Origin of the sequence: Sphingomonas mangrovi (genome assembly GCF_047975845.1) — a bacterium.
Taxonomy (GTDB): Bacteria; Pseudomonadota; Alphaproteobacteria; order Sphingomonadales; family Sphingomonadaceae; genus Sphingomonas.
Window position 1 is genome coordinate 25987 of sequence record NZ_JBIUCZ010000028.1, and the last position, 21710, is coordinate 47696.

Below are 21710 nucleotides of genomic sequence, written 5' to 3' on the forward strand. Positions count from 1 at the left end.
AAGGAAGAAGGGGCGACGTTGCTTGTGCGATCGCCCGCGAGATCAGGGCGCCGGCGTCAGCAGCCCGTGGTGCTTCTTGCCCGCGGACAGGCGGACCGGCGCCGACACCGCGATCTGCATTGCCTCGTCGGTGATCTTCTCGCCGTCGACGCGGGCGCCGCCGCCCTTGATCAGGCGGCGCGCCTCGCCCTTGGATGCGGCGAGCCCGAGCGCGACGAAGGCGTCCACCGCGGCGATGCTGCCGCCCTCGACCGGGTGGGTCGGGAGCGCGTCGCCCGCGGCGCCTTCCTCGAAGGTGCGGCGCGCGGTCTCCGCCGCCTCGGCTGCGGCGGCGTCGCCCCGGCACATCGCGGTGGCGGCGTCGGCCAGCGCCTTCTTGGCCTCGTTGATCTCGGCACCTTCGAGCGCTTCCAGCCGCGCGATCTCGTCGAGCGGCAGATCGGTGAACAGCCGCAGGAAGCGGCCCACATCGCGGTCGTCGGTGTTCCGCCAGAACTGCCAGTAATCGTATGCGGAAAGCTGGTCGTCGTTAAGCCACACCGCGCCCGCCAGCGTCTTGCCCATCTTGGCGCCGTCGGCGGTGGTGATGAGCGGAGTGGTGACGCCGAACACCTCGGTCCCGTCCATCCGGCGCGACAGCTCGATGCCGTTGACGATGTTGCCCCACTGGTCGGACCCGCCCATCTGCAGGCGGCAGCCGGCGCGGCGCGACAGTTCCAGGAAGTCGTAGGCCTGAAGAATCATGTAGTTGAATTCGAGGAAGCTCAGCGACTGCTCGCGATCGAGCCGCAGCTTGACCGAATCGAAGCTCAGCATGCGGTTGACCGAGAAGTGCTGGCCGACGTCGCGCAGGAACGGGATGTATTCGAGCCGGTCGAGCCATTCGGCGTTGTCGACCATCACCGCATCGGTGGGGCCGTCGCCGAAGGTCAGGAAGCGTTCGAACACCGTCTTGATCGACGCGACGTTGTCGGCGAGCGTTTCGAGCGTCAGCATCCGCCGCGCCTCGTCCTTGAAGCTCGGATCGCCGATCTTGCCGGTGCCGCCGCCCATCAGCACGATCGGCTTGTGCCCCGCCTGCTGGAGGCGGCGCAGCAGCATGATCTGCACCAAGCTGCCGACGTGCAGCGACGGCGCGGTCGGGTCGAAGCCGATGTAGCCGGGCACGATCTGCTTCGACGCGAGCGCGTCGAGCGCCGCCGCGTCGGTCACCTGATGGATGTAGCCGCGCTCGTCGAGCAGGCGGAGAAGATCGGAAGTGTAGCTGGTCATCGCTCGGCCAAGATGGAGTTTTCGCGCCTTCCCTAGCCGCAAGGGGCGCGCGAAGTCGAGAAGTTGCGGATTTCCGTGCGTCCGCGGGCCTCGCGCCCCTTGGCAGCGCCCGCGCGGCCGCCTAACCCGATGCCCATGCTAGCAGGGCTTATTTTCGCGACGGAGGACGCCGAGGGGCGCGCCGGGACGCTGGCGGCGACGCTGCCGTTCGGCGGCATGACGCTGATCGAATATCAGGCGCGGCTGCTGGCGGCCGCCGGTGTCGGCCAGATCGTGGTGGCGGTCGGCCGGGTCACCCCCGCGCTGCTCGGCGCGATCAGCCGCATCGCCAAGCGCGAGATCGCGGTCGATCTGGTCCGTTCGGCCGAAGAGGCGTCTGCCAAGGTCCATCCGCTCGCGACCGTGGTGGTGATCGCCGACGGGCTGGTCACCACCGATTCGATGCTGCTGGCGATGGCGGACGAAGCGCCGGACGCGATCCTGGTGACGCCCGAGGCGGAGGCGAGCGGCGCGGTCGAGCGGCTCGACCGCGGCCAGTGCTGGGCGGGGGTTGCGACGCTGTCCGCGCGGCGGCTGGCCGAAGTCGCGGCGCTGCCGCGCGAGTACGACTTCCAGTCGACGGTGTTGCGGATCGCGGTGGAGGCGGGAGCGCGGCACGTTCCGCTGCCGACGGCGGCACGCCGCTCCGGCCACGGCGTCGAGCGCGATGCCGGCGTGCTCGCGGGCCGCAGCAACGACGTGCTCGCGGCGCTCGCCAACCAGCGCACCGGCTGGGCCGACCGCTGGTTCTTCACGCCGATCACGCGCTTCCTGCTGCCGCAGCTGGTGCGGCGTGAGGTGCCGCCCTGGGCGACGGCGATCGCGGGCGGGGTCGCCGGCGTCGTCGCGCTGCTGACGCTCGGCCTCGGGCATCCCGCCGCCGGCATGCTGCTGGCGCTGCTCGCCGTGGTGCTGCTGTCGGCCGGGGCGCTGCTCAGCTGGCTGCGCGGCGACAAGCTGCGCGCCAGCCAGCAGGAAAAGGGGATCCTGCTGCTCGCGATGCTGTCGGCGCTGCTGCTCGGCGCCACCGCCTCGCTCGCCGCGGGGCATGCGACGCCGTTCGTGCTGGCGCTATGGGCCGTGGCGAGCAACACCATCGCCGATCGCGTGCCGGTGCGGCCGCGACCCTGGTATGCCAGTGCCGCGTCGCAGGTGCTGCTGCTCACCCCCTTCGCGCTCGTCGGGCTGGCGACACTGGGGCTGGCCGCGGCGACGCTGCACGCGGTCGCCAGCCTTGCCGCCGCGGTGGAGGCGATCCGGCACAAGGCTTAGGCGGGTCTTAACCACCCGCCGCTAGCGAGGACGCATGGCCGCCGGTTCGACCCAACAGGATAGCGATCCCGCAGCGCTGCGCGCCCATGCGGCGGCGCGCGGCATGCGCGCGCAGGCGCGGGCGGTTCCGCCGACGAGCGCGCTGGTCGTGCCGGCGCAGGACCAGCTCGACGACCGCACGCGCGCGGCGCTGACCGAGCGACTCGAGCGGCTGGTCCGCACCTCTGCCGACGAGCTCGCCCAGGGCGCCGCGGCGCGGCTGGAGGCGGATGCCGCACCGGCACTGGCCGCGCGCATGCGGGTGGACGCGGACGGCGTGTGGGAGCGGCTGGTCGCCGTGCCGGCGCTGTGGGACGAGACGCTGCTTGCCGAGCTGCTCGCGGAGACTCGACTGGCGCTGCTCGCCACCGGGCTTCCGGTGCGCGCGCCGTTCCTGCCCGACCAGCCGAGCCTGCTCGCGCGCCTCGCCCGGTCGGACGATGCCGCGACCGCCGACGCGGCCAAGCGGCTGCTGCTCGATGCCGGTACCGGCACCGCCGCGCTCGCCGACCGGCTGTGGTGGCCGATCGCCGCGGCGTTGCGGGAGGGGGTCGAGGATGTGGAGGAAGGCGCGCTGCTCGATCGTGCGCTGACGTCCGCCGTCGAGGAGCTGCGCGGGCGCGATGCCGATGCACCGCCGGCCGTACGGCTCGCGCGGGCGCTGCGCCGCGACGAGGCGACCGTCCCCGAACTGATCGAACAGGCGCTCGCCGACCGCAAGATCGAGCTGGCGGTCGCGCTCCTCGCCGATGCCGGCGGGCTGGGCGCGCGCGCGGTCCGCGACCTGGTGCTGGAGCGCGATCCGGCGCCCTTGTGCATCCTGTTGCGTGCGCTCGACCTGCCGCGCGGCACCGGCGCCCGCATCGCCTTCGCGCTGTGCGAGGCCGATCCGCTGCGCGACCTGGATCGCTTTGCGGCGTTGCTCGACGAGGTCGACGCCGTGCCGTTGCAGCAGGCGTGGCAGACGGTCGCGGCGATGGCGCTGCCGTCGGGCTATCGCGCCGCGCTCTTGGCGCTCGCCGAGGCGCGCCCGGCATGACGGCCTTCGATCGCAACCATCCGCCGGCCTCGGCGATGCTCGACGGCGACGGGCGGCTGCGCCACGCCGAGCCACGGCTGGCTGGGTTGAATGCACGTGCCGGCGGAGAGATCGGCCAGCCGCTCGCCGTCCCCGCGATGGCCGAACTGGTCCGCATCAGCCGCCGACTGGAAATCGAGGTCGCGCGCCGCATCGTTGTCGCCGATGGCGAGGACGATCTCACGCTGTGGGTGCAGGTCGAGCCGGAGGCGGACGGGCTGCGGCTGACGGTGGGTGCGTGGCGGCTGCCGGACGAGCACGGTGTGCTCGATGAGCAGGACGACGCGGCGGACGCACTCGCTGCCGACTGGCGCTGGGATGCCGACAGCGGGCTGCACCTCACCTATGTCTCGCCGGGCGCTGGGGCGCGCTTCGGCTTCGACGCCGCCGATGTCCTCGGGCGGCCGCTGACCTGGCTCTTCCAGTTGTCGGACGACGGCGAAGGCGGGTTCCCGATGCTCGCGGCGATGGCGTCGCACCAGCGGTTCGAGGGTCAGCACGCCACGCTGCGCGGCACCGATCGCATGGTGCTGCTGTCGGGCATGCCACGGACCGATGCCGGGGGGCGTTTCGCGGGCTTCAGCGGCGCGGCGCACGCCACCGAGCCGGAGCCGGACGCGAAGGCCGAGGCGGGACTGCCTCCGGCATTCGGCCGGCGGCTCCGGCAGGCCTTGCGCGATCCGCTCGATCGGATCGTCGCCTATGCCGACAGCATCAGCGCACGCGCCGACGGGCCGCTGCTGGAGGATTATGCGGGGTACGCGGGCGATATCGCCAGCGCCGGCCGCCATCTCGCCGGGCTCGTCAACGACCTGGAGGACGCGCAGGCGGTCGAGGATCCCGACTTCGCGGTCGCGATCGAGCCGCTCGACCTCGCCGACGTCGCGCGCCGCGCCGCCGGGCTGCTCGCCGTGCGCGCGGAACGTGCCGACGTGACGATCGAGCGCCTCGAGCCCGAGGCGACGCTTCCCGCGCGCGGCGAGTTCCGGCGCGCGCTTCAGATCCTGGTCAACCTGATCGGCAACGCGGTGCGCTACTCGCCGCCCGGCAGCAGCGTCGGCGTCCGGCTGGAGCGGCAGGGGGCGCTGGCCTGCGCGATCGTCCAGGACCACGGCAAGGGCATCGCCCCCGAGGATCAGGCGCGCATCTTCGAGAAGTTCGAGCGCGTCGATCCCACCGAGCAGGGCGGCAGCGGCCTGGGCCTGTTCATCGCCCGCCGCCTCGCCCGCGCGATGGGCGGCGACATCGCCGTCGAGAGTGCCGTCGGCGAAGGCGCTCGGTTCGTGCTGACGCTGCCGGTGGATGGGTGAACGGCTGTCGGAGCAGGCGGCGGGGGATCGCGGGTGTCCAGAGTCGGAAGTCCCCTTGGATGTTTGCCGCTGTGGCATGCGCGAATGTACAAGGCAGGCGGCATAATGGCGGCATCCTGCGATTTCTGTTCGCCTCCGATCAGGATCAGCCGCTTGGCAGGAAACAACCCGGGAGTACCTCTTGACGCAATCGTTCGAAAACTCGGACGAATTCGCTGCTGATCTGAGAAGGCGGGCCGAAGCAGCGAAGGGTCTGGAAAAAGACCTCTTGACGGAGGTGCCTCTGCTCTACGGATCGCCGGGGCGGATGGAGCCGCAGGGGGATCCCGGGATCCTCATCGCGCAGATGCATCGGGAAGACATGCAGCGACGCAACGGCGGGGGCGTACCTCCGTCTTCCGGGAGACGATCGGGTGTGTCGCTGCCCTTCGAGCGTGCACTATGCGCCCTTGCTCTGGCGCTTACGGTGCTGTTTTTCTTTCTCGACTAGCCGCGCGGCGTGTACGGCGCCACGCCTGCCGCCCTCCGTACGTTCCGGAAGGACTCCGGGCTTGTGGCCGTATACGCCGATCTGCTGATGCTGTTCGATGAACTACATCCAAGTGGCGTGTGACCAACGGAAGGGCCTTCGATGCGACTTTTGAAGGCTGGCATCCTCACAATGGCCGCAGCCCTGATGTCGCTGACCGTAACGACTTATCTCGGGCTAGAAGTTGTATCGGCAGCAGCGTTCGTCGCTGGGATGTTGGCAACATGGTTAGCTGGCACGGTGGTGACTGTGAGGTACATCATCAAACGACGTAAGCGCTGGCGCTGTAAGTGACTGCCGCTCCAGCTCTGTCCGGCAGAAGGCGCCAGCCCGCTTCCCATTAGTTCCAGACATCGCACCCGGCTTCAACCGGCGGCGTATGAGCGCGGCAGCGCAGAGAGAAGGTGCAGGGCGGTTCCGCCGTCAGACCTTTCAGCCGCGCATCCGACGGGCGATGAGGATCGCGACCAAGCCGGCGACCGCGACGACGGAGCCGGTGACGGTCCAGCGATACTGGTCGATCATGAAGCTGGAGGTCGGCCAGCGGACGATTCCCGTCCCCTGGCCGATCCAGAACAGCCCGACGAACGCCGCGACCGCGCCGGCGATCAGGAGCGCACGTCGGGCGGGGCGCATCAGCGCTGGCCAATCGCGACATAGTCGCGCTGCGTCGGACCGGTGTAGAGCTGACGCGGACGGCCGATCTTCTGCGCGGGGTCCGAGATCATCTCGTTCCACTGCGCGACCCAGCCGACGGTGCGGGCGAGCGCGAACAGCACGGTGAACATCTCGGTCGGGAAGCCGATCGCCGACAGGATGACGCCCGAGTAGAAGTCGACGTTCGGGTAGAGCTTCTTCTCGATGAAATAGTCGTCCTTCAGCGCGATCTGCTCGAGCTCGCGCGCGGTGTCGAGCACCGGATCGCTGATGCCCAGCTTGTCGAGCACGTCCGCCGCCGCCTGCGACAGCACCTTCGCGCGCGGATCGAAGTTCTTGTAGACGCGGTGGCCGAAGCCCATCAGGCGGAACGGATCGTCCTTGTTCTTCGCCCGCGCGATGTACTCGGGGATGCGGTCCGGGGTGCCGATCTCGCGCAGCATGTTGAGCGCCGCCTCGTTGGCGCCGCCGTGCGCGGGGCCCCACAGGCAGGCGATGCCGGCCGCGATGCACGCGAACGGGTTGGCGCCCGACGAACCGGCGAGACGCACGGTCGAGGTCGAGGCGTTCTGCTCGTGGTCGGCGTGGAGGATGAAGATCTTGTCCATCGCCGATTCGATGACCGGATCGACCTCATATTCCTCGGCCGGCACGCCGAACGTCATGCGCAGGAAGTTGCCGGTGTAGGACAGCTTGTTGTCCGGATAGAGGAACGGCTGACCCACCGAATATTTGTACGCCATCGCCGCGATCGTCGGCATCTTGGCGATCAGGCGGTGGCTGGCGATCTTGCGCTGCACCGGATCGGTGATGTCGGTGGAATCGTGGTAGAAGGCGGACAGCGCGCCGACGACGCCGCACAAGATCGCCATCGGGTGCGCATCGCGACGGAAGCCGCGGTAGAAGGTCGCCAGCTGCTCGTGCACCATCGTGTGGCGCGTGATGGTGCGGGTGAACTGGTCGAGCTCGTCCTGGTTCGGCAGCTCGCCGTTCAGCATCAGATAGCTGACTTCCATGAAGCTCGACTGCTCGGCGAGCTGGTCGATCGGGTAGCCGCGGTGGAGCAGGATGCCCTGGTCGCCGTCGATGTAGGTCAGGCCCGACTCGCAGCTCGCGGTCGAGGTGAAGCCCGGATCGTAGGTGAAGGCGCCGGTCTGCGCATAGAGCTTGCGGATGTCGATGACGTCCGGCCCGACCGTGCCCGAGAGCACCGGATAATCACCGTCCTTGCCCGCTAGCTGCAGCTTGGCAGTATCGCTCATCGGTGTCGTCCTTTCGTTCAGTGGTTGGCCGGAACGGCCATCTGGTCGGCGATGCGGCCCAGGCTTTCCTCGCGGCCGAGCAGCTCGAGCACGTCGAAGATGCCGGGGGAGGTGCGGCGACCCGTCAGAGCGGCGCGAAGCGGCTGCGCGACTGCGCCCAGCTTCACCCCGGCTGCGTCCGCCACGCTGCGTACCGCATGTTCTAGTGTCTCCGTATCCCACCGCTCGACCGCGTCAAGCGCCGTGTGCAGCTGCGAAAGCAGCGCGGACACCTCGCCGGCGAGCAGCGGCTGCGCCGACTCCTCGACGGGCAGGGGCCGGGCGACGAAGAGGAAGGCGGTGTTGTCGGCAAGCTCGTTGAGATCGGCCGCACGCGGCTTCAGCGCCGGCATGGCGCGGCGCAGCAGATCGACGCCCGCAGCGTCGGGCGCAGGCGACAGGCGCGCCGCGACCAGATCGGCGATTCGCGCATCGTCCGCCTCGCGGATATAGTGGCCGTTGACGTGCGCCAGCTTCTTGAGATCGAAGCGGGCCGGCGAGCGGCCGACGCCCGACAGGTCGAACAGCTCGACCGCGCGGTCGCGCGCGATGATCTCCTCGTCGCCATGCCCCCAGCCGAGACGCAGCAGATAGTTGTTGAGCGCTTCGGGCAGGATGCCGAGTTCGTCGCGATAGGCGTCGACGCCCAGCGCGCCGTGGCGCTTCGACAGCTTCGCGCCGTCGGCGCCGTGGATCAGCGGGACGTGGGCGTAGACCGGATCCGGCCAGCCGCCTTCGACCGCATCCATCGCGCGGATCAGCGCGAGCTGGCGGAAGGCGTTGTTGAGGTGGTCGTCGCCGCGGACGACGTGGGTGACGCCCATGTCGTGATCGTCGACCACGACCGCGAGCATGTAGGTCGGCGTGCCGTCGGAGCGCAGCAGCACGAAATCGTCGAGCTCGGCGTTGGCGACGGTGACCGCACCCTGCACGCGATCCTCGATCGTCACGGCCCCGTCCTTCGGCGCCTTCAGCCGGACGACGTAAGGCGCGCCGGCGGGCGCTTCGCCGGGATCGCGGTCGCGCCAGCGGCCGTCGTAGCGGATCGGCTTGCTCTCGGCGCGCTGCCGCTCGCGCAGTTCGGCCAGTTCCTCGGCCGTGGCGAAGCATTTGTAGGCATGGCCGGCGGCGAGCAGTTGGTGGGCCACCTCGGCATGGCGGTCGGCGCGCGCGAACTGGAACACGGCGTCGCCGTCCCAGTCGAGCCCGAGCCAGCGCATGCCGTCGAGAATCGCCTCGATCGCGGGCTGGGTCGAGCGCACACGGTCGGTGTCCTCGATGCGCAGCAGGAACTTGCCGCCGTGATGGCGCGCATAGAGCCAGTTGAACAGCGCGGTGCGCGCGCCGCCGATGTGCAGGAACCCCGTCGGGGAGGGGGCGAAGCGCGTGACGACAGCGCCTTCAGGCGAGGTTCCGGTATCCATAGTTGCGCGCAACAGCGCCTGCTCCCAAGCTCGATCGATCATGGCCACGTCAGCCGCGCCCGCCCCTAGCACGCCCCTCCCGGGGCTTCAAATCCACTGGCGGGTGCAATTACTGCCGGCGGTGGAGCGCTGGCTGGAGGCGGAGCGCGACCAGTTGGTGCTGTGGATGCCGGTGGCGCTGGGGACGGGCATCGCCGCCTGGTTCGTGCTGCCGAACCCGACGCAGTGGATCGCCTTTTTGTTCGCGGCGCTGGGGACGGCGTTCGCGGGGGCGGCGCTGCCGGCGGCCGGCCGGTTGGGACGCGTGATAATGGCGGCGGGGCTGCTCGCCGCGCTCGGCTGCGCGCTGGTGTGGTGGCGGGCGGAGCGGGTGGCGGCACCGGTACTGGCCCGGCCGGGCGTGTTCGCCTTCACCGCGCGAGTCGTGCGGGTCGAGCCGCTGCCCGCACGCGGCCTCGTCCGGCTGCGGCTGGCGCCGATCGCGGCACCGGCGCTGCCGCCGATGGTGCGGGTCAATCTGGCCGAAGCGGTCGTGCCCGCGGGCGTCGCGCCCGGCGCGGTGCTGCGGCTGCGCGCGCGGCTGGTGCCGCCGCCCCCGCCCGCGGTGCCCGGCGCCTACGACTTCACCCGCACCGCCTGGTTCGCCGGGATCGGCGCGACCGGGCGCGGGTTCGCGCCGGTGACGCTGGTCCGTCCGGCGGCGGCACCCGAGGCCGACCTGCGCAACCGGCTGACCGCGCACATCCAGGCGCGGGTCGCGGGCAGCGCCGGCGGGGTCGCCGCCGCGCTGGTGACCGGCGACCGTGGCGCGATCGGCGAGGCGGCGGACGAGTCGATGCGCCGCGCCGGCCTCGCCCACCTGCTGTCGATCAGCGGGCTGCACGTTACTGCGGTGGTCGGCGCGACGATGCTGCTCCTCCTCCGGCTGCTCGCGCTGGTGCCGGCGCTGGCGTTGCGGGTGCGGCTGCCGCTGGTGGCGGCGGGCGGCGCGGCGCTGGCGGCGATCGGCTATACTTGGTTGTCCGGCGCCGAGGTGCCGACGGTCCGCTCGTGTGTCGCGGCGCTGCTGGTGCTGGCCGCGCTGGCCATGGGGCGGGAGGCGATCACGCTGCGGCTGGTCGCGACCGGTGCCTTTCTGGTGCTGCTGGTGCTGCCCGAGGCGCTGAGCGGACCGAGCTTCCAGCTGAGCTTCGCCGCGGTGACCGCAATCGTCGCGCTGCACGAGCAGCCGGCGGTGCGCCGCTGGTTCCAGGCGCGCGACGAGAGTTGGGGGCTGCGGCTGCTGCGCGGGCTCGGGTCGCTGCTGCTGACGGGGGTCGCGGTGGAAGCGGTGCTGATGCCGATCGGCCTGTTCCACTTCCACAAGGCGGGGTTGTACGGCGCGCTCGCCAACCTCGTCGCGATCCCGCTCACCACCTTCGTCGTCATGCCGGCCGAGGCGCTGGCGCTGCTGCTCGACGTGGCGGGGCTCGGTGCGCCGCTGTGGTGGATCGTCGAGCGGTCGCTGGCGCTGCTGCTGTGGATCGCGGAGATCGCCGCCGCGGCACCCGGGTCGGTCGCGGCGCTGCCGTCGATGCCGACGGGCGCATTCGCGCTGATGGTCGTGGGCGGGCTGTGGCTGGCATTGTGGCGAACACGGCTGCGGCTGCTGGGGCTGGCGCCGTTCCTCGTCGGCGCCGGCTGGGCGGTGGTGACGCCAGCGCCCGACCTGCTCGTTACCGGGGACGGGCGGCATCTCGCGGTGCGGACGCCGGACGGCGGCATGGCGATCCTGCGCGACCGGGCCGGCGACTATGTGCGCGACACGCTGGGGGAGGGCGGCGGCGTCGCCGGCGAACTGCCGCCGCTGGCCGAACAGCGCCATGCGCGCTGTACCGCCGACGTCTGCCTGGCCGACGTCGCCGGGGGAGGGCGCAGCTGGCGCATCCTCGCGACGCGCAGCGGCTATCTCCTTCCCGCCGCCGAGTTGATCGCGGCGTGCCGCAGCGCCGACATCGTGGTGAGCGACCGCCGCCTGCCGCGCGGCTGCACCCCGCGCTGGCTGCGGCTCGACCGGCCGGCGCTGGAGAAGACGGGCGGCCTCGCGATCCGCTTCGATCCGCCCGAAGTCCGCCGCGTCCGCCCGGCGGGCGACCGGCACCCGTGGATGATGCCGACGACGACGCCGAACGTGCGGTGGCAGCAGCGGGCGCGTAAAGAAGGCAATTATCGTCGCCGGTAATTCTCGCGTCGCGGTCGGGCGAACGCTTTTCGTCTGCGGGGAAGCCGCACACTCGCCGGTACACTCGTCATCCCGACGGAAGTCAGGATCCATTGCCGCTACGCCTCTGAGCCACGAGGAACTCGGGGCGCGGTTCCGCTCCGCTCGGCGAACTGGTGCGGCGGCGTCATGCCAAAAAAGTAGTATCCGCCATCGTCTCGCTCAAAGCCTCGAAGGTGGCGTGTATGGATGCTGACCTTCGTCAGCATGACGAAGAAGGTGGGGCAGTCCTGCTGGAGTTCTCCGCCGAACATTGTTTTGCGGGTAATCGCGGCTGTGGTGTGTCTGAACATCCGCCCCTGTTGCACAGCGAGGAACGCCGTACTCACACCGTGGGACGGCTTCATCCAACCCCGATGTGCCGCGCCCCGCCGGCGTAGCGCATCTGGATGCTGACTTCCGTCAGCATGACGAGGTAGGGGGATGCGCCCGCCTGCCGGTCGAACCTTCCGGCAGGATTGCGAAACCCTGCCGACCGCCTCCGAAACCCGCCGCCGACTTCAGTAGCGCCGCAGCAGCCCGGCCAGCTTGCCCTGTACCCGCACCTGATCCGGGCGATAGCGTTGCGGGTCGTAGCTGCGGTTGGCGGGGTCGAGCCGGATCATCGCGCCCTCGCGGCGGAAATATTTGAGCGTCGCCTCATTCTCTTCGATCAGCGCGACGACGATCTCACCGTCGCGGGCGGCGTCGGTGCGGCGGACCAGCGCATAGTCGCCGTCGAGGATGCCGGCTTCGACCATCGAATCTCCGGCGACCTCGAGCGCGTAATGCTCGCCCGAGCCGAGCAGCGCGGCAGGCACCGACAGCATCTGCTGCCCCTCCAGCGCCTCGATCGGCACGCCGGCGGCGATGCGGCCGTGCAGCGGGATTTCGAGGACGTCGTTGGCCGGGGCGGGCGGCGGCGTCGGGGCCGGACGCGGCGCGGTGGCGCGGGCGGGCTTCTTGGTCGTCTCGCCCCGCTCGGGCATGCGCAGCACTTCGAGCGCGCGCGCGCGGTTGGGGAGGCGGCGGATGAACTGGCGTTCCTCCAGCGCGCTGATGAGCCGGTGGACGCCCGACTTGGACTTGAGGTCGAGCGCCTCCTTCATCTCCTCGAACGAGGGGGATACGCCGGTTTCCTTCAACCGATCGTCGATGAAGCAGATCAGCTCGTGCTGCTTGCGCGTGAGCATGCGGTCCTCCGTCGGAACAGACGTGGAACCTTTAGGAAACGCTGACGGGCCTTGTCAACCGATATCGAGGATTTCCACCGAGTCGCCCGCGGCGGCGGCAGGGGCGTGCGGCGGACGCACGATCAGGCACTCCGCGTGCGCCAGCGTGCGCAGCATCGAACTGTCCTGCCGGGGCGCGGGCCAGGCGCGCCCGTCGCGCAGTTCGGCACGCAGGTGATCGGCGCGGCGATCGTTGGCGGGGAGCGCGGCGCCGAGCGGTACCCGCCTCCGGCGCGCCAGTGGATCGGCGGCACCGGCAAGGAAGCGCACCAGCGGCAGCAGGAACAGCGTGGCGGTGACGAAGGCGGAGACCGGGTTACCGGGAAGTCCCAGCACCACCGCATCGCCGAGCCGCCCCGCCATCATCGGCTTGCCCGGCCGCATCGCGATGCGCCAGAAATCGATGCGAGCACCGGCGTCTTCGAGCGCCGGGCGGACGAGGTCGTGGTCGCCCACCGAAGCGCCGCCGGTGGTGACCAGCACGTCGGCACGAACGGCGGCGAAGGCGGCGGCGAGCGCCGCGCGGTCGTCGGGAAGAATGCCGAGGTCGATGCGCTCGACCGGGAGCCGCGCCAGCAGCCCGGCGAGCAGCACGCCGTTGGATTCGGGAAGACCCGCGTCGGGCGGAGAGCCGGGGGGCACGAGCTCGTCCCCGGTCGCGGCGACCGCGACGCGGACCCGGCGTCGTACTGGCACCGCGCCGTGCCCGCCCACTGCCAGCAGCGCGGCGGCCGCAGCCGTGATGGGCGCCCCGGCGGCCACCAGCCGGTCGCCCGCCGAGAAGTCCAGCCCGGCGGCGCGTACGCTGCTGCCGACACCCGATGGGCCTTCGCCGGCGAGCGTCAGCCGCAGGCCGTCGCGCGCGGCTTCCTCCTGCACCAGCACGGTGTCGGTGCAGGAGGGCAGCGCCGCGCCGGTGAAGATGCGGGTCGTCTGGCCCGCGCCGACCTGGCCGGCGAACGGCCGGCCGGCGGCGGACTCGCCGATCACCTCCCACGGGCCGGGCAGGTCGGCGAAGCGGATCGCATAGCCGTCCATCGACGACAGCGCGCGATCGGGCTGGGTGCGCAGCGCCACGATGTCGCGCGCCGCCCAGCGGCCGATCGCGTCGTGCACCGGCACCGTCTCGCCCGCAACCGGGCCGGCGAGCCCCAGCACCCGCGCCTGGGCCTCTTCGAGCGGCAGCAGGCTCACGCGGGGTCTTCGGCGCGCCAGGTGCCGGACTTGCCGCCCGACTTGGCGAGCAGCCGCACGCCCTCGACCGCCATGCCGCGGTCGAGCGCCTTGGCCATATCGTAGACGGTGAGCAGCGCGACCGAGACGGCGGTCAGCGCCTCCATCTCCACGCCGGTCTTGCCTTCGGTGGCGCAGGTCGCGGTGGCGGCGATGCCGTCGCCCTCGATCGCGAGGTCGAGCGCCACGCGGGTGAGGGGAAGCGGGTGGCACAGCGGGATGAGATCGCTGGTGCGCTTGGCCGCCATGATCCCGGCGACGCGCGCGACGGCGAGCACATCGCCCTTTTTCACCAGCCCGTCGCGGATTGCCGCCAACGCCTCGGCCGACATGGCGATGCGACCAGTCGCGGTCGCCTGGCGCGCGGTCACCGCCTTGGCGCCCACGTCCACCATGCGGGCATGCCCCCCGGCATCGAGGTGGGTGAGGCCGCTCATCCGATCAGCGCGCGGGTCGCCGCCTCGACATCGTCCTGCCGCATCAGCGCCTCGCCCACCAGGAAGCAGTGGATGCCGTGCTCGGCCATCGCGTCGAGATCGGCACGGCCGGTGATGCCGCTTTCGGCGACGAAGGTGCAGTCCGCCGGGGCGTGCGACACCAGTTCGTAGGTCCGCTCGAAGCTGACCGAGAAGTCGCGCAGGTCGCGGTTGTTGACGCCGACCAGCCGCGTCTTGAGCTTGAGCGCGCGTTCCAGCTCGGGGAAGTCGTGAACCTCGACCAGCACGTCCAGCCCGCGCTCCAGCGCCGCCGCCTCGATCTCGGCCATCTGCCGATCCTCCAGCGCCGCGACGATCAGCAGGATCGCGTCGGCACCCAGCGCGCGCGCCTCGGCCGCCTGCCACGGATCGATGGTGAAGTCCTTGCGCAGCACCGGCAGCTCGCAGGCGGCACGCGCCGCGACCAGATAGGCGTCGGAGCCCTGGAAATATTCCTCGTCGGTCAGCACCGACAGGCAGGCGGCGCCGCCCGCCTGATAGGCGCGGGCGTGGGCGGGCGGATCGAAGTCGGGGCGGATCAGCCCCTTCGACGGACTCGCCTTCTTGATCTCGGCGATCAGCGCCGGACCCGGACGCGCGTCCAGTGCCGCGCGGAACCCACGGGGCGGCGTCTGCTGGGTGGCGCGGCGGTCGAGTTCCTGCACGCCCGCCAGGCTCTTGCGCGCGGCGACCTCGACCCGCTTTGTGTCGAGGATCTTCGAAAGCATCGTGCTCATGCGTAGGCAATCCATGCGTCGAGGAGGCGCCGGGCGGCACCGGAATCGATGGTGTTGGCGGCGAGCGTGGCGCCCTCGGCTAGGTCGGGCACCTTGTCGGCGATCACCAGCGCGGCGGCGGCGTTGAGCAGCACCGCGTCGCGGTACGCGCCTTCTTCGCCCGCCAGCAGCCGGCGCAACGCCAGCGCGTTGTACGCCGGGTCGCCACCGCGCAGCGAGTCGAGTGGGCTGGCCGGCAGGCCGGCGTCGGCCGGCGTGATGCGATCGGGCAGCGCGACCGAGCCGATGCGCACGACGCGGGTCGGGCCTGCGATCGAGATCTCGTCGAGATCCTCCTCGCCCGAGATGACGGCCGCGGCGGTCGCGCCCAGGCTTTCCAGCGCCTCGGCATAGATCGGCGCATAGTCGGGGCGGGCGATGCCGATCAGCTGGCGCTCGACATGTGCGGGGTTGGCGAGCGGACCCATCAGGTTGAACACCGTGCGGCGGCCGATCTTCTGGCGGATCGGCTGGATGCGCCGCATCGCCGGATGGTGGTTGCCCGCGAACAGAAAGGCGATACCGATGTCCGCGAGCGTCTGTTCGGCGAGCGCCCCGGCGCGGGCCATGTCGAGGCCGAGCGCCTCCAGCGTGTCGGCGGCGCCCGCCTTGCTGGAGGCGGCGCGGTTGCCGTGCTTGGCGACTGGCACGCCGGCGGCGGCGACCACCAGGCTGACCGCGGTCGAGACGTTGAGCGTGTGATGGCCGTCGCCCCCCGTGCCGCAGACGTCGATCGCGCCAGCAGGGGCGTCGATCGGCAGCATCCGATGGCGCAGCGCGCGCGCGGCCTCGGCGATCTCGATGCTGGTCTCGCCGCGTTCGGTGAGGCCGACGAGGAAGGCGATGATCGCCTCTTCCGAGGCTTTGCCGTCCAGGATCGCCGCGAACGCCTCGGCCGCGCTTTCACGCGACAGCGGCGATTCGGTGGAGGGCAGCAATACGGTGGTGGTCATGCCGCCGCCCGTGCCTGCGGGGTCAGGCCCGCGATCGTCAGGAAGTTCGCGAGCATGGCATGGCCGTGCTCGGTGGCGATGCTTTCGGGATGGAACTGCACCCCGTGGATCGGCAGCGTCGCGTGGCGGAAGCCCATGACGCTCGCGTCACCGGCGGTGCAGTTGACCACCAGCGCGTCGGGCGCGTCGGTGACGATCAGCGAATGGTAGCGGGTGGCGGTGAACGGGGAGGGAAGCCCCTTGAACAGCCCGGTGCCGTCGTGCTCGACCGGGCAGGTCTTGCCATGCATCAGTCCGCCGCGCACCACCTTGCCGCCGAAATGCTGGCCGATCGCCTGATGGCCCAGGCACACGCCGAGCAGCGGGCGTCCGGCTTCCGCACAGGCGGCGACCAGATCGAGCGAGATCCCCGCTTCGTTGGGGGTGCAGGGGCCGGGCGAGATCAGGAAGCCCGCCGCATTGCTGGCCAGCGCCTCGGCTGCGGTCAGCGCGTCGTTGCGCACGACCTTCACCGGCGCGCCCAACTCCATCAGATAATGGACGAGGTTCCAGGTGAAGCTGTCGTAATTGTCGATGACGAGGATCATGGCTTTGCCATAGCGCCGCCGCAGTCTGGCGCAACGCTGTCCCGCGCCCGATCGTTGGTGGCACCGTGTTTTGCGTTCAGGAGGTTGGTATGGTTCGTTGGTTTCTCGTCGCGGCGCTCGCCGCATCGCCGGCCGTGGCACAGCCGCAGGCCGAGCAGGCGAGCAACGCGCCACCCCAGCGCACCCGCAGCGTCACCGTCTATGGCGACGAGGCCTGCCCCAAGGCGGAGTCCGAGAACGAGGTCGTGGTCTGCGCGCGCAAGGACGAGAGCGAGCGCTTCCGCATCCCCAAGGAACTGCGGGATCCCCCGTCGCAGGAAGCCGCGGCGCAGAGCTGGGCCAACCGCGCCGAGACGATGATGGAGGTCAACAAGGTCGGACTGCCCAACAGCTGCTCGCCGGTCGGCAGCGGCGGCCAGACCGGCTGCACCCAGCAGATGCTCCGCCAATGGTATCTGGAGCGCAAGGCGCAGAAGGAAGCGGAACAGTATCCCGGCCAGGGGGACTGAGGCTGGGGTAGCGGGGGGCGGCGGCGCTCGCCCCCCTTCTTCGTCATGCTGACGGAGGTCCGCATCCATTCGCGCTACGCGTGCGATCCCAGACGGAGCGGCAATGGATCCTGACTTTCGTCAGGATGACGACGAGTTGGTGGCTTCGGTAAGAGCGGGCGCCCGGCTGCGCAGGAGCCTGGACAGGGACGGCTGCTACTGGCCGAACCCTGCCTCGCCCGCCCGCGCGATCGCTTCGCGGGCCGCTGCCAACAGCGCGCCGGCCTTGGCCTCGCATTCGCGCTGTTCGTAGGCGGCGTCGCTGTCGGCGACGATGCCGGCACCGGCCTGGACGTGCATGGTGCCGTCCTTCACCACCGCGGTGCGCAACACGATGCACGAATCCATCGATCCGTCCGGCGAGAAATAGCCGACGCCTCCGGCATAGGCGCCGCGGGTTTCCTCCTCCAGTTCGGCGATCACCTGGCACGCGCGCACCTTGGGCGCGCCGCTGACGGTGCCGGCAGGGAAGCCCGCGAACAGCGCGTCGAGCGCGTCGCGATCGGGCGCGAGCCGGCCGACGACGTTCGACACGATGTGCATCACGTGGCTGTAGAACTCGATGCCGTAGCTGTCGGTCACCCGCACGCTGCCGGCCTCGGCGACCCGGCCCACATCGTTGCGGCCGAGGTCGAGCAGCATCAGATGCTCGGCGCGCTCCTTGGGGTCGGCGAGCAGGCTCTCGCGATTCTCGGCATCCTGGACGGCCGTGGCACCGCGCGGCCGGGTGCCGGCGATCGGCCGGATCGTCACCTCGCCGTCACGCACGCGCACCAGGATCTCGGGGCTCGACCCGATCAGCGCGAAGCCCGGAAGGTCGAGATGGTACAGGAACGGCGAGGGATTGACGCGCCGCAGCGCGCGATAGAGCTCGAACGGCGGCAGCGCGAACGGCGCGGTGAAACGTTGCGCCAGCACCACCTGGAAGATGTCGCCGGCGCCGATGTACTCCTTGGCGCTCGCCACCATCTCGGCATAGCGGCCGGGGGCGAGGGTCGGAGTGAGCGCGATCTCCTGCGGCACTGCGCGCACCGGCTCCGGCAGCGGCGTGCGCGCGAGCCGCGCGGCGACGTCCTCGATCCGGCCCATCGCCGCCGCGATCGCGCCGTCCGCATCGGCCGCATCGGCCGCGTCGGGCCAGACCGGCGCGACCAGGAACAGCGCGTCGGACAGGCGGTCGAACACCATCAGCAGCGTCGGCCGCACGAACATCATGTCGGGCAGGTCGAGCGGGTTGGCCGCCGGTCGGTCGAGCTTCTCGACCAGGCCGATGGTCTCGTAGCCGAAATAGCCGACCAGGCAGGCGAGCGCGCGCGGCAGCGCCTCCGGCACGTCCATCCGGCACGACGCGACCAGCGATCGCAGCGCGTCGAGCGCCGGCTCGGCGCAGGACGCGAACGCCTCGCGGTCGGTGAGCCACTCCCGGTTGAGCGCGGCGTCGTTGCCGCGGGCACGGAACACCAGGTCGGGAGCCAGCCCGATCAGGCTGTGACGCCCGCGCACCGATCCGCCCTCGACCGATTCGAGCAGGAAGTCGCCGCGACCGGGCTCGATCAGCTTGAGCGCAGCGGCGACCGGCGTTTCGGTATCGGCGACCAGCCGCTGCCACAGCAGCGCAGGCTTGCCTCCGGCCAGCGCCGCCCGCGCCGCGTCGCGTCCCTCGATCATCAGTTGGCTGCGGCGCCGCCCTGGCCCGCCAGCGTGCTGCGGACGCGGGCGACGGCGGCGTCGTTCTTGCTCACGCCGACGTTGCGACGGACGGCCTCCGCGAACTGCTCGGCATATTCGGCACCGACGCCCTGGGCGAGCCCGGCGCGCGCGGACGAGATCGCCCGCTTGTCGCCACTCGCATCGCCCGGCGTGATGCTGTCGAGATAGACCACGAACCAGCCGCCGTTGTTCGGCGCCGCGATCAGCCGCGCCTTCTTGGCCGCCATCGCGAACATCAGCTCGACCGGCGGCGGCACGTTGCCCTGTTGCGCGGCGAGCTGCGCACGCGTCGCCGTGAGCGGCGTCGGCGCCGGCACCTTCAGGCCGGAGGCGGAAACCGCCTGCGCCAGCGGGGTGCCGCCGTTGACCTTGGCGAGGATCGCCGCCGCCGCCTTGCGGGCGGCCTGCTGCGCGCGCTCGGCGACGAACGCCTTCTGCACCTGCTCGCGGATCTGGGCGATCGGACGCGGCGCGGCCGGCACGACCCGCTCGAGGCCGACCACGGCGAAGGTGCCGTCGTCCTCCAGCTGGACGATCTGCGGCGCGTCGCCCTGCTCGGCGGTGAAGCCCGCCTCGATCACCCGCGCGAGCGCCGGATCGGCCGGGCTTCCCGGCTGGTCGGGATCGATCCCCGCCGCGGTGACGGGGGCGGTGGCCTTCGCGTCGAGCTTGGCCTCCTTGGCGACTTCCTCGAAGGTCGCGCCGTCGTTGATCGCGCCGTCGATCCGCTCCTGCGCGTCGTTGATCGCGCTCGTCGCCTTGCTGCGGCTGAGCTCGGCGACCAGTTCGGGGCGCGCCTGTTCGAGCGACTTGGCGGGAGCCTTGGTCACCTTGTCGACGTGCAGCACGTGCCAGCCGAGCGGCGAGCGAACCGGGCCGACGACGCCGCCTTCGGCCGCGGCGAACGCCGCGTCGGCGATCGCCTGGTTCGTCTGCGCGGCGAGGCCGGCCTTGTCGAGGTCAGCGAAGCTGCCCGCTTCGAGGCCGGCGGCCTGCGCGGCGGCATCGATCGCGGTGCCGCCCTTCACGCGCGCGGCGAGCTGGTTGGCGGCGTTCTGGTCGGCGACCACCACCTGGCGAACGCTGCGGCGCTCGCTGGCGGCGAAGCGGCTGCCCGCGGCGCGGTACGCCTGGGCGATCTCGGCGTCGGTCGGCGTCGACTGCGCGGCGAGGCCGGTCGGCGAGACGATCGCGTAGCGGATCACGCGGCGCTCCGGCACGGTGTAGCGCGCGCGGTTCTTGGCGTAATAGGCGGTAAGCTCCGCATCGCTCGGCGGCGTGCCCTGCGGCACCGCGGCGGCGGGAATCAGCACGATCTGCCCGGCGCGCTTCTCCAGCAGCAGCGAGGCATAGGGGAGCGCGAGCTGCTCGGGCAGCTGGCTGGCGCCGACGGTCGGGCTGACCAGCCACTGGGCAAGCATATCGCGGCCGATCGCCTCGCGCAGACCCGCCGGGGTCATGCCGCGCTGGGCGATCGCGCGCTCGAAGGTCGCCTGGTCGAACTTGCCGTCGAAGCCCTGGAACGCCGGGATGCTCGCGATCTGGCCGTCGACCAGCTTGTTGTTGACCGCCATGCCGACCTTGTTGGCGTAGCGTTCGAGCGCGATCGAGGTGATCATGCGCTGGAGGATGTTCTCCACGCCGCCGGCGGCGACCAGCTGCGCCATGTCGACGTTCGGGCTGCGCTGGCGGGCAGACTGCAGCTCCTGCTGGACCTGCTTCGTGAGTTCGGTGTCGCGCACCGCCGAGCCGCCGACCTTGGCGACGACGTCGCTGGTGGCGCCGCCCGGCCGCAGCCCGGTGATGTCGCCGGCCGCGAAGGCGAGCGCGATCACGACGAGAAACGCGAGCGCGACGACCTTGCCGATGGTCGAATTGAGAAGACGCCTGACGAATGCGAGCATCGAAGAGCTGGTCCTGCCGGAAGAAAGAATGCGTGGCTTTAGGGCGGCCGTCGCGCGGCTTCAAGCTTGTGCCCGACGCAAGGGTTGGTATCGCCTGCGGCAGGGACATGAGGAGACGGGCGTGACGCGACGCAAGCTGGTGGCCGGCAACTGGAAGATGCACGGGCTACGCGCCCAGCTGAAGGAGATCGCCGCGATCGAGGCGGCGGCCGCGGCCCACCCGGACGTCGACGTCGCGCTGTGCGTCCCCGCGACGCTGATCGCCGCGGCGGTCGAGCATGCCGACACGGTGCGGATCGGCGCGCAGGACGTCCACGAGAACGAACATGGCCCGCACACGGGCTGCGTCTCGGCGGCGATGCTGGTCGAGGTGGGGGCGCAGATGGTGATCGTCGGCCATTCGGAGCGGCGTTCCGACCAGAACGAGACCAGCCACGACGCCTGGGCCAAGGCGGCGGCGGCGCGCAAGCAGGCGATGGACGTGATCCTGTGCGTCGGCGAGACCGAGGCCGAGCGCAACGCTGGCCGCGCCGAACGCGTTGTCCAGGCGCAGATCGAGAAGTCGGTGCCCGAGGACGCCGACGGCGACTGGTTCACGCTATCTTATGAGCCACGCTGGGCGATCGGCACCGGCCGCACCCCGACGCTCGACGAGATCGCCTCGATCCACGCGATCGCGCGCGCCAAGCTGCGGATGATGGTGGGCGACGCCGCCGACCGCATCCGCATCCTCTATGGCGGGTCGGTGACCGGCGCCAACGCGTCGGCGATCCTGGGCGTGGAGAACGTCGACGGCGCGCTGGTCGGCGGCGCCAGCCTGACCGCGGAGAAGTTCGTGCCGATCATCGAGGCCGCCGCCGCGGTGGGGTGAGGGGGCGCTGCGGCGTCGCTCCGGAGGCGATAGGCTCGGAGACTCTTTAGCGTTGCGGCAATGGATCCTGACTTTCGTCAGGATGACGCAGGTGGGTAGCGAAATTGCGAGCCGCGGCTGGGTAACGGAGACAGCGGCGCTACCCACATCTCACCCTTCGTCATGCTGACGGAAGTCAGCATGTGGATTCACATTCGAAGTGCAACAGTTGGAATGCCTCGGCGGGGGTACGGAAGCCGAGGCACTTTCTGGGGGTGTTG

The 21710-nt window shown here is 71.0% G+C and carries 19 protein-coding genes; 7 read left to right on the forward strand and 12 right to left on the reverse strand.

Translation table 11 applies throughout. The features are described from left to right. Nucleotides 1-42 precede the first annotated feature (42 nt). On the reverse strand, nucleotides 43-1272 hold the full coding sequence (gene tyrS / locus ACBY01_RS13120; RefSeq protein WP_416461337.1) for a tyrosine--tRNA ligase: 1230 nt from the start codon (nucleotides 1270-1272) through the stop codon (nucleotides 43-45). A gap of 135 nt (nucleotides 1273-1407) precedes the next feature. Here tyrS and ACBY01_RS13125 point away from each other — a divergent pair, with 135 nt between their 5' ends. From ACBY01_RS13125 to ACBY01_RS13140, 4 genes are all read left to right on the forward strand, one after another. Further along, complete coding sequence (locus tag ACBY01_RS13125) at nucleotides 1408-2583, forward strand: hypothetical protein (RefSeq protein WP_416461338.1); 1176 nt, start codon at nucleotides 1408-1410, stop codon at nucleotides 2581-2583. 34 nt (nucleotides 2584-2617) lie between these two features. Then, the gene (locus ACBY01_RS13130) at nucleotides 2618-3661 is read left to right on the forward strand and encodes a DUF2336 domain-containing protein (RefSeq protein ID WP_416461339.1); all 1044 of its coding nucleotides are present in this window, start codon (nucleotides 2618-2620) and stop codon (nucleotides 3659-3661) included. Then, nucleotides 3658-5010 (forward strand): sensor histidine kinase, encoded by a 1353-nt coding sequence (locus ACBY01_RS13135; RefSeq protein ID WP_416461340.1) that lies wholly within the window; start codon nucleotides 3658-3660, stop codon nucleotides 5008-5010. Before ACBY01_RS13130 ends, ACBY01_RS13135 begins: the two co-directional genes overlap by 4 nt. A 181-nt stretch (nucleotides 5011-5191) precedes the next feature. Further along, the gene (locus tag ACBY01_RS13140) at nucleotides 5192-5500 is read left to right on the forward strand and encodes a hypothetical protein (protein WP_416461342.1); all 309 of its coding nucleotides are present in this window, start codon (nucleotides 5192-5194) and stop codon (nucleotides 5498-5500) included. A gap of 471 nt (nucleotides 5501-5971) precedes the next feature. Here the strand turns inward: ACBY01_RS13140 and ACBY01_RS13145 are convergent, their stop codons facing one another. The 3 genes from ACBY01_RS13145 to gltX are packed head-to-tail and all read right to left on the reverse strand — an operon-like array spanning nucleotide 5972 to nucleotide 8921. After that, nucleotides 5972-6175, reverse strand: coding sequence for a hypothetical protein (locus ACBY01_RS13145; RefSeq protein WP_416461343.1), 204 nt, complete (start codon nucleotides 6173-6175; stop codon nucleotides 5972-5974). Beyond that, complete coding sequence (locus tag ACBY01_RS13150; protein ID WP_416461344.1) at nucleotides 6175-7458, reverse strand: citrate synthase; 1284 nt, start codon at nucleotides 7456-7458, stop codon at nucleotides 6175-6177. Before ACBY01_RS13150 ends, ACBY01_RS13145 begins: the two co-directional genes overlap by 1 nt. A 17-nt stretch (nucleotides 7459-7475) precedes the next feature. Continuing rightward, nucleotides 7476-8921: a glutamate--tRNA ligase gene (gene gltX / locus ACBY01_RS13155; RefSeq protein ID WP_416461358.1), complete on the reverse strand. Its 1446-nt coding sequence runs from the start codon at nucleotides 8919-8921 to the stop codon at nucleotides 7476-7478. A gap of 166 nt (nucleotides 8922-9087) precedes the next feature. On the opposite strand from gltX, the gene ACBY01_RS13160 reads away from it, so the two are divergent. Next, on the forward strand, nucleotides 9088-11142 hold the full coding sequence (locus ACBY01_RS13160) for a ComEC/Rec2 family competence protein (RefSeq protein ID WP_416461359.1): 2055 nt from the start codon (nucleotides 9088-9090) through the stop codon (nucleotides 11140-11142). Between the two features lie 539 nt (nucleotides 11143-11681). Here the strand turns inward: ACBY01_RS13160 and lexA are convergent. Genes lexA through ACBY01_RS13190 form a run of 6 tightly spaced genes read right to left on the reverse strand, consistent with a single transcriptional unit; the run spans nucleotide 11682 to nucleotide 16417 of the window. Then, nucleotides 11682-12353: a transcriptional repressor LexA gene (lexA, locus tag ACBY01_RS13165; RefSeq protein ID WP_416461345.1), complete on the reverse strand. Its 672-nt coding sequence runs from the start codon at nucleotides 12351-12353 to the stop codon at nucleotides 11682-11684. 54 nt (nucleotides 12354-12407) lie between these two features. Further along, a complete protein-coding gene (locus ACBY01_RS13170; protein ID WP_416461346.1) occupies nucleotides 12408-13586 on the reverse strand; it encodes a molybdopterin molybdotransferase MoeA in 1179 nt (392 codons plus the stop codon). Next, complete coding sequence (gene moaC / locus ACBY01_RS13175; RefSeq protein WP_416461348.1) at nucleotides 13583-14062, reverse strand: cyclic pyranopterin monophosphate synthase MoaC; 480 nt, start codon at nucleotides 14060-14062, stop codon at nucleotides 13583-13585. Before moaC ends, ACBY01_RS13170 begins: the two co-directional genes overlap by 4 nt. Continuing rightward, on the reverse strand, nucleotides 14059-14838 hold the full coding sequence (gene trpC / locus ACBY01_RS13180; RefSeq protein ID WP_416461349.1) for an indole-3-glycerol phosphate synthase TrpC: 780 nt from the start codon (nucleotides 14836-14838) through the stop codon (nucleotides 14059-14061). Before trpC ends, moaC begins: the two co-directional genes overlap by 4 nt. Beyond that, nucleotides 14835-15830: an anthranilate phosphoribosyltransferase gene (trpD, locus tag ACBY01_RS13185; RefSeq protein WP_416461350.1), complete on the reverse strand. Its 996-nt coding sequence runs from the start codon at nucleotides 15828-15830 to the stop codon at nucleotides 14835-14837. The genes trpC and trpD overlap by 4 nt, the downstream gene beginning before the upstream one ends. Next, a complete protein-coding gene (locus tag ACBY01_RS13190; protein ID WP_416461351.1) occupies nucleotides 15827-16417 on the reverse strand; it encodes an anthranilate synthase component II in 591 nt (196 codons plus the stop codon). The genes trpD and ACBY01_RS13190 overlap by 4 nt, the downstream gene beginning before the upstream one ends. Nucleotides 16418-16506: 89 nt before the next feature. Between ACBY01_RS13190 and ACBY01_RS13195 the strand changes: the two genes are divergently transcribed. Further along, nucleotides 16507-16926, forward strand: coding sequence for a hypothetical protein (locus ACBY01_RS13195; protein WP_416461353.1), 420 nt, complete (start codon nucleotides 16507-16509; stop codon nucleotides 16924-16926). 195 nt (nucleotides 16927-17121) lie between these two features. Here ACBY01_RS13195 and trpE read toward each other — a convergent pair whose 3' ends face one another. Both trpE and ACBY01_RS13205 read right to left on the reverse strand, forming a co-directional pair. Then, a complete protein-coding gene (gene trpE / locus ACBY01_RS13200) occupies nucleotides 17122-18633 on the reverse strand; it encodes an anthranilate synthase component I (RefSeq protein ID WP_416461355.1) in 1512 nt (503 codons plus the stop codon). Continuing rightward, complete coding sequence (locus ACBY01_RS13205; protein WP_416461356.1) at nucleotides 18633-20579, reverse strand: peptidylprolyl isomerase; 1947 nt, start codon at nucleotides 20577-20579, stop codon at nucleotides 18633-18635. Before ACBY01_RS13205 ends, trpE begins: the two co-directional genes overlap by 1 nt. 121 nt (nucleotides 20580-20700) lie before the next feature. Between ACBY01_RS13205 and tpiA the strand changes: the two genes are divergently transcribed. Beyond that, entirely contained in the window at nucleotides 20701-21450 is a 750-nt protein-coding gene (gene tpiA, locus ACBY01_RS13210) for a triose-phosphate isomerase (protein ID WP_416461357.1), read from the forward strand. The last annotated feature ends 260 nt before the right edge of the window (nucleotides 21451-21710 follow it).